General features: G+C 71.2%; 6 protein-coding genes and 1 rRNA gene. 4 read left to right on the forward strand and 3 right to left on the reverse strand.

Translation table 11 applies throughout. The features are described from left to right. From ACZ6SD_RS27195 to glnA, 3 genes are all read right to left on the reverse strand, one after another. Nucleotides 1-277, reverse strand: a 16S ribosomal RNA gene (locus ACZ6SD_RS27195); the annotation flags it as partial. 466 nt (nt 278-743) lie between these two features. Further along, the gene (locus tag ACZ6SD_RS27200) at nt 744-4,313 is read right to left on the reverse strand and encodes an FkbM family methyltransferase (protein ID WP_465319839.1); all 3,570 of its coding nucleotides are present in this window, start codon (nt 4,311-4,313) and stop codon (nt 744-746) included. A gap of 90 nt (nt 4,314-4,403) precedes the next feature. Further along, nucleotides 4,404-5,747 (reverse strand): type I glutamate--ammonia ligase, encoded by a 1,344-nt coding sequence (gene glnA, locus ACZ6SD_RS27205; RefSeq protein WP_091450435.1) that lies wholly within the window; start codon nt 5,745-5,747, stop codon nt 4,404-4,406. Nucleotides 5,748-5,924: 177 nt separating this feature from the next. Here glnA and ACZ6SD_RS27210 point away from each other — a divergent pair, with 177 nt between their 5' ends. The 4 genes from ACZ6SD_RS27210 to ACZ6SD_RS27225 all read left to right on the forward strand — a co-directional run bounded on the left by ACZ6SD_RS27210 (nt 5,925) and on the right by ACZ6SD_RS27225 (nt 11,564). Further along, nucleotides 5,925-6,635, forward strand: a complete 711-nt coding sequence (locus tag ACZ6SD_RS27210; RefSeq protein ID WP_465319840.1) for an LppX_LprAFG lipoprotein — start codon at nt 5,925-5,927, stop codon at nt 6,633-6,635. Beyond that, entirely contained in the window at nt 6,632-8,206 is a 1,575-nt protein-coding gene (locus ACZ6SD_RS27215; protein WP_465319841.1) for an MFS transporter, read from the forward strand. The genes ACZ6SD_RS27210 and ACZ6SD_RS27215 overlap by 4 nt, the downstream gene beginning before the upstream one ends. A 363-nt stretch (nt 8,207-8,569) precedes the next feature. Next, complete coding sequence (locus ACZ6SD_RS27220) at nt 8,570-9,337, forward strand: GNAT family N-acetyltransferase (RefSeq protein WP_465319842.1); 768 nt, start codon at nt 8,570-8,572, stop codon at nt 9,335-9,337. A gap of 724 nt (nt 9,338-10,061) precedes the next feature. Beyond that, complete coding sequence (locus tag ACZ6SD_RS27225; protein WP_465319843.1) at nt 10,062-11,564, forward strand: glutamate-cysteine ligase family protein; 1,503 nt, start codon at nt 10,062-10,064, stop codon at nt 11,562-11,564. Nucleotides 11,565-12,086: the final 522 nt, after the last annotated feature.

The raw sequence follows: 12,086 nt of genomic DNA on the forward strand, positions 1-12,086 counted from the left end.
CCGTCGTCGCCTTGGTAGGCCACTACCCCACCAACAAGCTGATAGGCCGCGGGTTCATCCTGCACCGCCGGAACTTTCCACCAACCCCCATGCGAAGGCCGGTCATATCCGGTATTAGACCCAGTTTCCCAGGCTTATCCCAGAGTGCAGGGCAGATTACCCACGTGTTACTCACCCGTTCGCCGCTCATCCACCCCGAAGGGCTTCAGCGCTCGACTTGCATGTGTTAAGCACGCCGCCAGCGTTCGTCCTGAGCCAGGATCAAACTCTCCAATAATGAATAGTTGATGTATCCTGACAAACGACACCAAAACTGGCATCAATCCATCATCTCAAAGGAACCCACAAAAAGGGGTTCAATCATTCAAGCTCTACTGGCTTAAATCGGCACACTGTTGAGTTCTCAAACAACACACGCACATCCGAATCAACCGCCAAACAAGGCGACCTCATCCGAGGCTGTTATTGCTCCAAGTTTTGTATTCGCCGCACCGAGGCGGCCCGCGTTGGATCGGAAGATCCTTGGCAGGGAGTCTCAGTGCTGGCAACGCCGCAGAACGTTACCCGGTTCGCTTCGCGGTGTCAACCCGCTCGACCCGGTGGAAGTTCCAAGCCCCTGAAGACTACCAGAGGCTTTGTCTCCCGAGTCCGTCCCCGCCAGGCTCTTGCGTCCTGTTCCGTCCGGCGCTCCGTGCGACATGGAGAAAGTTACTCAGGCGCAAACGCGAAGTCAAATCGGCTGGTCAGCGGCTTGTGAGGGGTCGCAGCCACAGGGTGCGCAACTGCCCCGAGACCACCTCTTCGACCGCGTCTTCGACCGCGACGGCCCGCTGTTCGCCCAGTCGCACGAGCTCGTAGCCCCAGGTGCGGAACTCGCGCAGGACCACAGCGGGGTCGTCACCGAAACCGCTGGTCAAAGCGGCGTCGACGGCGCAGACGACGTGCGGCCGGTCCTTGCGCAGCCTGCGCACGAGGCCCCCCAAAGCCCGGTGTCCCCGGCCGGGAACGTCCACCTTCACGACCGACAGGCGCCGTTCCCGGGCGGCGGCCAGCGCCTCCAATTCGCGGTCCAGCCGGACACCCGCCACGGCGACTTCACCTGCTGTGGTGGTGATCACTGTTTTCGGATCTTGGGGGCGGACGGCGTAGCCACCGCCGCCCGCGGGCACTCCCACCAGGGCGGTTTGGCTGTCCCACGCGGCGGCCTGCAGCACCGTGAAGTGCTCGGCCACCGGGTCGGCGACGTTCTCGGACACGTTGTGCCGCAACAGCTTCACCGCGTCCGGGTCGGGTTCCACCGCGACCACGGCGCCGCTGGAGCCGAGCCTGCTCAGCACCCGGATCGCGTGATAGCCGACGTAGGCGCCCACGTCGAGGAACACGCTGTCGGGCTCGATGAGCGAGTCGACCAGCTCGGCGACGTCCGGCTCCCACACCCCATTGCTCGACAGGACAGCGGACATGACGCTGTCCTGCGCGGGCAGCCTGAGCAGGCCCGCGTCGCACAGCACCAGCGAGCTGGGCACCTCGGCCGCGGCCACCCGCTCGTGCTGGCGGACCACCACCCGGCGCAGCGCGTCGGTCGTGCGCAGGGCCTGTTCGGCCGACCAGGAGCCCTGCACGAGCCTGCTCTCCTGCTCAGCCTGCTGCTCGGCGAGGCGCTTCTCCAGGGCGTCCATGCGCGCGGTGCTCGCGGCCAGCGCCTCGGCGAGCCGTCGCACCTCGTCGCCGGTGTCCGCGCGTTCCCGGGCCGCCACTTCCCGCACCTGGCCGGACAGCTCCCCCACCGCGCGCGCATTACCGGCGAGCTCACCGCGCAGGCGCGCGACCTCCTCGCCGGTGACCGACGCCTGCTTGGCCACCTGGGTCGTGCGTTCCACGACGAGGTCGAGGTCCGCGCGCAAGAGGTCGGCGTCCAGCCCTGCCCCGGCGGTGGAGAGCCGCTCTTGGCGTTCCACCAGTTCGACGGCGGTGCGCTCGATGCCGTCGATCAGCGACGCGAGGACCGAGGTCAGGTGCGCGTCGTAGTGGTTGAGCACGCGCAGCACGGCCCGGCGCAGCTGCGGGGCCATCGGGATCTTGTGCCCGACGTCGGGGTCCGGCCTGCGGTGCAGGGCGTGCCGGGCCGCCCGTAGGGCGTGCAGCGGGTCGTCCTCGGCGGCCGAGGTGAGGGCGCGGCCCGCCCGCCAGCTCCGGTAGGCCAGCTCTACGCGCCTGCGGACAGCGGCTCCGGTGGCGGTGGGGGCGAGTCTTTCCAGCACGTGGGCACGCGCGGCCGAGCCGATCTTGTCCGCGGTGGCGAGGTCGTCGGCGAGGTCCCGGATGGCCCCGGCGATCATGGTGTCGGCGGCGTACTCGTCCACCGGGAGGGCGACGCAGGTGTCGGCGCCGAGGAGTTCGACCGCGGTCCCGCCCGCGACGGTGATGATCGGGACCCCGCGTAGCGAGACGTCGGTGAGCCAGCGGTTCACCCGCGCGGAGTCCGGGCCGTTCGGCTCATGCGCCGAGACCGCCCAGTTCGCGGCGTCGATCGCGCGGGGGAAGGCGGACTCGTCGACCACGAGCAGCACCCTGGGTTCGGCCGCGGTGCTCAGCCGGAGCCGTTCCGCGGCTCCGGTGCGCGCGATCGAGGCCGGGACCAGCAGGATCAGCCGCACGTCCGCGCGCTGCGGGAAAGCGGCGGCGAAGGCGGCGAGCAGGTCGTCGGCGTGGTCGGCCAGGGCGACGAAGGCGGGTTCCGGCCCGAAGCCGAGGGCGTCCCGGGCCTCGTCGCGGGCGAGGTCGTCGCGGGCGCCGGGGTCGGCGACGGGCAGCGGGACGATGTGGGTGGCGACGCCGTCCGGGGCGGGGGCGGCCGCGGGCCAGACCAGCCACCGCTCGTCGGCGCGGAACGGGACCGGGGCGAACTCGTCGCGCACGGTGATGACGTGCCGGTTCCGCGGTACCCCGCCTATCCCGTTGCAGGTAAGCACCACCGGGTACACGGGCTCGCTGGACACCGGCAGCCCTGACGCCTCGGCGGCGAGGCGAACCCGGTCGGCGAGTGGGCCCGCGCCGATGACCGACACGCCGATCTGGTCTATCAGCGCGACGTCCAGGCCGTGCTGTCCGGGGACCGCGCGCTGGTGCAGGCGCCCGGCCAAGATGGCGTCGGTGGCGCACCAGTCACGGTAGGCGGCGGCGTCTTCGCCGAACGGGTCGGGGAAGCGTTCACGCAGGTCCGGGTCGTCCTCCCAGAGGGCGACGGCCCAGCGCGTGGCGTCGGGGAGGTCCGGGACCGGCGCGCAGGCCCAGAGCAGGAACGCGGCCGGGTCGGCGCCCGCCGCCGCGGGACGGGCGTCCGCGGGGCCGCTCTGCGCGGCGCGGTAAGCGGCGCGCAGCGGGGCTGGGAAGGTCGTGCCGTCGGCGAGCCTGCCGAAGCGGACGCTCGGCGGCGAGCCTTCGTCGTCACCGAGTTCGGCGGCGTAGTCGGCGCACACCTTGCCGAGCAACGGGTGCTCGGAAAGCAGCACCCGCGGGTGGTCGGCGAACTCGGCGGTCAGCAGCCAGGGCCGGTCGGGGTCGAAGCCCGCGAAGTTGACCACCCGCAGCGGCGAGCCGCCCGCGGTGAGCCCGCGTTCGGGGTCTTGGGCGAGCGGGCGCTGGCCCGCGTTCCAGCGGGACAGGCCCAGTCCGGGGTCACGCAGGACGCGGTGGTCGACCAGGGCGGGGGCGCCGTCGAGGAAGCCGCCCGCGCGGCCGGGCTCGGTGCGGCTGACCTCGGCCCACGAGTGCAGGAACTGCTCGGCGCCGTGCGCGACCGCGACGAAGCCCTCGTCGTAGACGCCCGCCGCGAGCAAGTCTTCCTGCGTCGGCCGCAGACCGTCCGAGGGCAGCGGGCGCAGCACCTTGGGGACCAGGACCACGACGGCGTCGGTGAGCGCCGCGGTAAGCGAGCCTATGAGCGGGCCGTACACGCGGACCCACGGGTCGAGGTAGAGCACTGGGGCGGTGTGCTTGCCGAGCAGCCACTCCAGCAGCCGGGGCCGCAGAGCCGCGCACGCCTCGCGGGCCGTGTGGCCGGTGGCGAGGACGGCGAGCTCAGCCGGGCCGATGCCGAGGTCCTCCGGGACCAGGACCTCGTCCGCGCTGTCCTCGGCCTGCCGTTCACCGTCCACCAGGAGAGTGACGAATCGGGCGGACGGGTGGTGGTCTAGAAACGAGCGGGCGGCGACTCGCGCGGCAGGCAAGTCCGCGGCGGCGACCACCGTGCAAGCGACCACGGGGCAGGCGAGCAATGGCGTCACGGCGTCTGCCGGGGGCGCGTCGGGCACGGCGCCAACCTAACGGCTCCACGGTCTCCGTTGCGCCACCCGGTCGAGCGAAGTTGATCCCGGAGCGTGATCATCTCGCGTCGTCGCCGCTCAGAGCATGGGCAGCAGCGTGCGCAGCTCGTACGGCGTGACGCTGCGGCGGTAGGAGTCCCACTCGGTGCGCTTGTTGCGCAAGAAGTAGTCGTAGACGTGCTCGCCTAGGGTCTCCGCGAGCAGCTCCGAGTTCTCCATCTCGGCCAGCGCCTCGCCGAGGTTCTGCGGCAGGTTCGCGTAACCGGCGGCGCGACGCTCGGCCTCGGACAGCGACCAGACGTCGTCTTCCGCGGCGGGGGGCAGCGGATAACCCTCCGCGACGCCCTTGAGGCCAGCGGCGAGTATCACCGAGTACGCGAGGTACGGGTTGCACGCCGAGTCCAGGGAGCGGATCTCGACGCGGCGCGAGGACGCCTTGCTCGGCGAGTAGTTCGGCACCCGGACAAGAGCCGAGCGGTTAGCGTGGCCCCAGCAGACCGCGGTAGGCGCCTCGCCGCCGACTATCAGGCGCTTGTACGAGTTGACCCACTGGTTCGTCACCGCGGAGATCTCCCGGGCATGCCGCAAGAGGCCCGCGACAAACGCTTTGCCGGTGGCGGAGAGCTGGTAGGGGTCCTCGCTGTCGTAGAACGCGTTGCGGTCGCCCTCGAAGAGGCTCACGTGCGTGTGCATCCCGGAACCGGGCTGGTTGGAGAACGGCTTGGGCATGAAGGACGCGTAGACGCCCTGGGTGAGCGCGACCTCCTTCACGACGTACCGGAAAGTCATGACGTTGTCGGCCATGGTCAGCGCGTCGGCGTAGCGCAGGTCGATCTCCTGCTGGCCGGGGGCGCCCTCGTGGTGGCTGAACTCGACCGAGATCCCCATGGCCTCCAGGGTCTCGATGGCGTGCCGCCGGAAGTGCGTCGCGGTCGCGTGGCTGGCCTGGTCGAAGTAGCCGCCGTTGTCGGCGGGCGTTGGCTCGCGGCCGTCGTCGGGCAGGTCGTTGAGCAGGAAGAACTCGATCTCGGGGTGCACGTAGCAGGTGAACCCGGCCTCGCTGGCCTTGGACAGCGTGCGGCGCAGGACGTGCCTGGGGTCGGCCCAGGACGGCGAGCCGTCGGGCATGGCGATGTCGCAGAACATGCGCGCGGAGTACGGCTCGCCCTCCGGGGTCTCCCACGGGAGCACCTGGAAGGTCGCCGGGTCGGGCTTGGCGATCATGTCCGACTCGTACACCCGGGAGAAGCCCTCGATCGCCGAGCCGTCGAAGCCGATGCCCTCGGCGAACGCGCCCTCCAGCTCGGCTGGCGCGACGGCGACCGATTTGAGGAAGCCGAGCACGTCGCTGAACCACAACCGGACAAACCGGATGTCTCGCTCTTCGAGCGTGCGAAGGACGAATTCTTGCTGGCGATCCATGTGCGCAGCGTAGACATCAACCGGCCCCGCGCGCCTTACCGAGTCCCTGTGACGTGGTCCGCTCGGAAGTCGCCCGCCGGGGGCCGCGACTGCGGCGGCAAGCCGGTTCAACCACTCTGACCTGCGGATTGTGGATAACTTCCGCTGGCCCCTTTGCGGGCAGCCTACGATTCGCTCATGGTCATGCGCCGGATCTTCCTCGGAGCCCTCGCACTCGTCGCCGTGCTCGCGTCGGGCTGCACATCGTCGGACAGCCCGCCCGCGGGCGACACGAGCACCTTGCCCGACGGGGCGTCGCTGCTGCGCGACGCCTCGGCGGCGACCCGCGACGTCAAGAGCGCGCACTTCACCCTCACGGTCAACGGGACGGTCCCGGCGATCCCGGTGCAGAACGCCGAAGGCGACCTGACCCGCGAGGGCGGGCCGTCCGGGGCGGCGAAGGGCACGGTCCGCCTGACGCTGCTCGGGCAGCTCATCGAGGGCGAGTTCGTGCTGGTCGACGGCTCGCTCTACATCAAGGGCCCGACCGGGGGCTTCCAGAAGTACCCGGCCTCGCTCAGCTCGTCCATCTACGACCCGTCGGCGATCCTGAACCCGGACAAGGGCATCGCCAACGTCCTCGGAAAGGTCCAGGAGCCGCGCACCGAGGCCAAGGAGTCCGTCGAGGGCGTCTCGGCGTTCAAGGTGTCCGGCAAGGTCGCCAAGGACGTCGTGTCGGTCGTCGTGCCGGGGGTGAGCAGCGACGTGGACGTGTCGATCTGGGTGCGTGAGGACAACAAGCAACCGGTTCGGGCGACCGTCGTCCTGCCCGGCGGCGAAGGCAAGCCCGCCTCCGTCGATCTGACGCTGTCCGACGTGGGCAAGCCGGTCACGATCACCGCGCCATGACCCTCGTCGACACCGCCATCGCCACCGGCAAGCGCGGTCGGTTCGTCGCCATCGGCGCGGGCGGGCTGGCCGTGCTGCTGGGTGCGCTCGACACCTACGTGGTCGTCAGCGTCATCCGGCAGATCATCGAGGACCTGCAGATCCCGGTGAACCGGCTGGAGAAGGTCACTCCGATCGTGACCGGGTACCTGCTGGGCTACATCGCGGCGATGCCGCTGCTCGGGCAGGCGTCCGACCGGTTCGGGCGCAAACTGCTGCTGCAACTGTGCCTGCTCGGGTTCCTGGCGGGATCGGTCATCACCGCGCTGTCGGCCGACCTGACGGTGCTGGTGACCGGCCGGGTCGTGCAGGGCGTGGCCAGTGGCGCGCTGCTGCCGGTGACCATGGCGCTGGCCGCCGACCTGTGGAGCGAGCGGCGGCGGTCGACGGTGCTCGGGACCGTGGGCGCGGCGCAGGAGTTGGGCAGCGTGCTCGGGCCGCTCTACGGCGTCGCCGTCGCGAGCCTGCCGCTGTGGGGCGACGCGTTCGGGGTCAGCGGGTGGCGCGGGGTGTTCTGGGTGAACGTGCCGCTGGCGGTGCTGGCGATGGCCGCGATCCAGGCCACCGTGCCCGCGCACCGCAAGGTGGCCGACCCGGTGCGGGTGGACGTCGTGGGCGGGCTGCTGCTGGCGGTCACGCTCGGGTTGGCGGTGATCGGGCTGTACAACCCGGACCCGCGCGCGGCGGTGCTGCCGCCGTGGGGGCCGCCGCTGCTGGTCGGGGCCGTGGTCGCGCTGGTGGCGTTCCTGCTGTGGGAGCGGCGGGCCCGCACGAAGCTGATCGACCCGGCCGGGGTCGAGATGCGCCCGTTCCTGGCGGCCCTGGGCGTGTCGGTGGCGGCGGGGGCGGCGCTGATGGTGACGCTGGTGAACGTCGACCTGTTCGCCCAGACCCTGCTCGGCGCGGACGACCAGGGCGGGGTCCTGCTGCTTTTACGCTTCCTGGTGGCGCTGCCCGTCGGCGCGGTCCTGGGCGGGGTGCTGGCCGGGCGCTTCGGCGACCGGTGGGTGTCGGTCGCGGGCATGCTGATCGCGGGCGCGGGCTACCTGCTGATGTCGGCGTGGCCGATGGACCCGCTGTCGTCCCCGCACGCCCTTGGCCTGCCCCGGGTCGACACCGACCTGGTGATCGCTGGCCTCGGGCTGGGCCTGGTCATCGCGCCGCTGTCGGCCGCCGTCCTGCGGGTCGTGCCGTCCGAGCGGCACGGCGTGGCCTCGGCGGGTGTCGTGGTGGCCCGGATGACCGGGATGCTGGTGGGCGTCGCGGCCCTGTCGGCCTGGGGGCTGCACCGGTTCCACAGCCTGACCGCCGACCTGAACGTGCCGCTGCCGTTCGGCAAGGACCCGGCGGTCGCCGCCCGGGAGATCGCCGAGTACCAGGCGGCGGTGAAGAACGCGCTGCTCACCCAGTACACCGACATCTTCCTGATCACCGCGATCGTGTGCGCCGCGGGCGCGCTCGTCGCTCTCCTGGTCACCAGTCGGAAATCCGTTCTGGGCCGCGCGGGCGCCGATCACCCCGAGGCGGGGTGAGACTGGACGCGAAGGAAAAGGAGCGGCAGGCGGGCCGCGCCGCCCGCGACCTGCGTTGTCCGCAGCACTGAGGTATCCGTGTCCGGGCGTGCGGGCATGGCACGTCGTTTGGGCGTGCGGGCATGGTGCGTCGTTGGGCGTGTCCCCGGGCCTCGGGCACGGCTCGCACGGACGCGTTGGGCTTGCCCGTCTGGAGGGTGACGGCGACCGTGCGCCACTAGGGCGAGTGATGGCGGCGCGTTCCGGCAGAGTGTCCACACAGGACGCTTTGGGTGTGGGTTTCCAGAGGGGCGAACGTGACGACGGCCGCTCCCGGGGCAATCCGATGGCGTGCGGGACGCCGCTGCGGCCATCATCGGGAGTATGCAGACGAGCGCGGTGGGGAGCCGGATCCGGGGGTTCGAGGAGCGGTTCACCAAGGCTCAGGCGAGCGGGGTGGTCGAACTCGGGTGGGGATACGCGTTGGTGCAGACCGACTATCCCGCCTCGTGGCAGCACAATCAGGTCGTGGTCACCGAGCCGGTCGACCCCGTGGCGGTGGTGGCGGCGGCCGACGAGGTGTTGGCCGGGTACTCCCACCGGCTGGTGCAGGTGGTCGACGACGCCCAAGGGGCCGCGGCGGCGGAGGTGTTCGCGGCGGCGGGGTACCAGACCCACGAGCGGATCGTGACGATGGCGCACTCCGGGGTGCTGCCGGAACGGGGGCGCGGCCAGGTCGAGGCGGTCGCGTTCGAGGAGCTTCGGCCGTCGCTGCTGCGGGACTGGCGGGCGGACTACCCCGAGGACACCGACGAGCAGATCGCGCAGCTCACCGACCGGGTGCTGCTGTGCTCCCTGGGCGCGGACGTCACCTTCCTGGCCGTGCGCGACGAACTCGGGGACGTGTTGGCGCGCGGCGAACTGTATGTCGCCGACGGGGTGGCCCAGTTCGAGAACATCGTCACCCGGCCGGAAAGCCGGGGACGGGGCCTGGGGCGGCAACTGGTGATCGAGGCGTTGCACCGGTCGAACGAGGCGGGCGCGGACCTGTGGTACCTGATCGCCGAGGCCACCGGCTGGCCGCGCGCGTGGTACCGGCGGATGGGCTACCGGGACATCGCGCAGGCGCACGTGTTCCAGCGCCTCCTCTGACCAGCCGGGGCTGACCGGCCTTTGCGACCACGGCTCGGCTGTCCACCCAGTCGACCGGCGGGCAGCCGACCCGCGGATCCCGAACGTGGGGCCAGCGTTCTGTGACTCCCACCAGGACGCTATTGCGGCTATCCGAGGATGGTCTGGTAGGCGGCTGGCATGCGAGGTGGCCGCGACCGAGATCGGGCAACGCCCAGCCGCCGGTGAGAAGAGGAGAGTGGCTGGAGTGGAGTGACACGGCCGGTATCGGGACGTCGTCTAGCCACGGATTGGTTTGATGGCCACACTGCGGCGTGGGTGATCACGGTCCGGAGTGCCTGCTGGCCGGATTTCCGATGGCCCTCTGCCCACGGCGTGGGTGGCCGGTGGTCCGGCCTTGGGCTTGGCGCAGGTCTCGGTTGTGACGTCCCGGGTGGCTGGTTGGCCAGGTGCGGGGCGCGTGTCGACCCGGGACGTGCTTGCCTGCTCCGGAAAACGGGTAGGCAAGGTGGGCGAACTCGTGACTCGAACCGCCGCTGGAGCGTGGCCGCTGGCTAACGGAGTGTGTCGTTTTGCGCCGGAGTTGGGGAGTGTCAAGAGGTCGGATGGCACAATTTTTCATGCGACAGGGTGATTCCAGCCCGGCTGGCTCGACCACACCGGGACACCGCCGGCACCGTTGGACCCCCGGTCTCCCGCCTCGGGAGCGCGCGGGTTCCCTCGACCTATCGGCAGGCACAGGCACATGGGCACTCAAGTCAGCGGGCGCGCGGCGGCCTCGGAGTCCGACCCGCTGTTCCGGCGGCGGCTGGAGCAGTCGTTGGCGGTGTTGCGGGAGCTGGTCGAGCGGCCAGGCTTCGGGGGTGGGGCGGGCACTGTCGGCGCGGAGCTTGAACTGTTCCTCTGCGACGATGACGGCGCGCCGCTGCCCGCGAACATCGCCGTGGTCGAGGCCGCGGGTGACCGGCGGGTGGTTGTCGAGGGCAACAGCCACCTCACCGAGATCAACCTGTCGCCCGCGCCGCTGGCGGGCGCGCCGTTCCAAGCGATGCGGGCCGAGATGGACCACTGCGTGGCCGTGCTCGCCGCCGCGGCGGAAAAGTTCGGCGCCCGGGCGGTGCCCATCGGGACCCTGCCCACGCTGCGCGCCGCCGACCTGACCGCGTCCTCGCTGACCGCGCTGCCCCGGTACGCGGCGATCAACGCCGCGCTGGTGGGCCGCCGGGGCGAGCCGTTCGCGGTCGACATCGCCGGGGAGGACGCGGTGCGGCTGGACTGGGGCAGCATCGCCCTGCTCGGCGCGACCAGCTCATGGCAGGTCCATCTGTCCATCGCCCCGGGCGACTACACCCGGTACTACAACGCCGCCCAGCTCGCGACCGGGCCCGCGCTGGCCATCGCGGGCAACTCGCCGCTGCTGCTGGGCAAGCGGCTGTGGCACGAGTCCCGAATCCCGCTGTGCGAACAGATTCTCGACGACCGCGACCGCGGCGCGCGGGCCGAGGGCAGGCCGGGGCGGGTGTCGTTCGGCCGCGACTGGCTGGCCGACGGGGTGGTCGGATTGTTCGCCGAGACGGTGCGCGAGCACGGGACCGCGCTGGGCGAACTGTCCGAAGAGGACCCCGAAAGCCAGTTGCGCGCGGGCGCGGTCCCCGCGCTGAACGAGTTGCGGCTGCACCAAAGCACGGTGTGGACCTGGAACCGCCCGGTCTACGACCCCGCGGGCGGCGGGCACGTGCGCGTCGAGATGCGGGCACTGCCGTCCGGCCCGACCGCGGCCGACATGACCGCCAACGCCGCGTTCCTGCTGGGGCTGCTCATCTGGCTCGGCGACGAACTGCCGGACATGGCCGCCCGCCTGCCGTTCGCCGCGGCGCACGGCAACTTTTGGGCCGCGGCCCGCGACGGCCTCGACGCGACGTTGGCCTGGCCCGCGGGGCTGCTGCCGGGCGAGCGGTGGACGGCGGCGGACCTGGTCGCCCGCTTGCTCCCCTTGGCTGCGCAAGGTTTGCGCCGGGCGGGCACCGCGCCGGAAGACAGCGACCCACTGCTGGCGACCCTGGCCGAGCGGGCGGCCTCCGGACAGACCGGCGCCGTCTGGCAGCGCCGCGCGCTGGCCGCGGCCGAGGAACGCCGCACGCGCCGCGAGGCCCTGGCCGACGTCGTCCGTCGATACGCCGACCTCGCCACCCTCGGCGAGCCGGTGCACCGCTGGCCAATTCCCGGCCGCACCCGCACCATCGGCTGACCGGCGACACCGCTCGCCCACCACCGCCCTCTGGTGTTTGTGGAGGGGATGACGGTGGGGAGAACGTTGATTCTGGTCAGGCGGCAACGGGCGCGGGACTCGCCAAGGCGTGGTTGTGGTTGGGCGAGCGTCGGGTCAGTTCCGCCAGGGGGCGTGGTCCAGAGGGCTTGCGGAGGGCGGGCGAGAGGCGTTCCTGGTCGGCTCGGCAGGTCGCTGCTTCCTTTGGCTGGGGGCGTGTTTCCGACATGTCGCTTGGCGGCTATCACTCTGTGTGATGAGGAGCCAGCGCGGCGGGCGTTGATCAGTCCTCAGTGGATCGCGGTGGCGGTCGGCGGGGGCTGGGACCTCCGGGGATGACTATTTTCCGCCATCGATCGGTCGCGTAGTGAGCGGCTCGCGTTTCCTTGGGCGGGGTGGGCCTGCCTTGTGGGCAAAGGGGGAGTTCGGCGGAAATTCCCCTCTGGGGCGGGGGTCGCCATACACCTGTCCGGCGGTATAGCGGGCCATGGCGCTCACTTAGCA

The organism is Actinokineospora sp. NPDC051303 (assembly GCF_055586285.1).

Excerpts from the sequence above, each read along its gene's own strand:
- ACZ6SD_RS27220 (WP_465319842.1), top strand. The coding sequence starts at position 8,570 with ATGCAGACGAGCGCGGTGGGGAGCCGGATCCGGGGGTTCGAGGAGCGG.
- glnA (WP_091450435.1), bottom strand. The coding sequence starts at position 5,747 with ATGGATCGCCAGCAAGAATTCGTCCTTCGCACGCTCGAAGAGCGAGAC.
- ACZ6SD_RS27225 (WP_465319843.1), top strand. The coding sequence starts at position 10,062 with ATGGGCACTCAAGTCAGCGGGCGCGCGGCGGCCTCGGAGTCCGACCCG.
- ACZ6SD_RS27210 (WP_465319840.1), top strand. The coding sequence starts at position 5,925 with ATGGTCATGCGCCGGATCTTCCTCGGAGCCCTCGCACTCGTCGCCGTG.
- ACZ6SD_RS27215 (WP_465319841.1), top strand. The coding sequence starts at position 6,632 with ATGACCCTCGTCGACACCGCCATCGCCACCGGCAAGCGCGGTCGGTTC.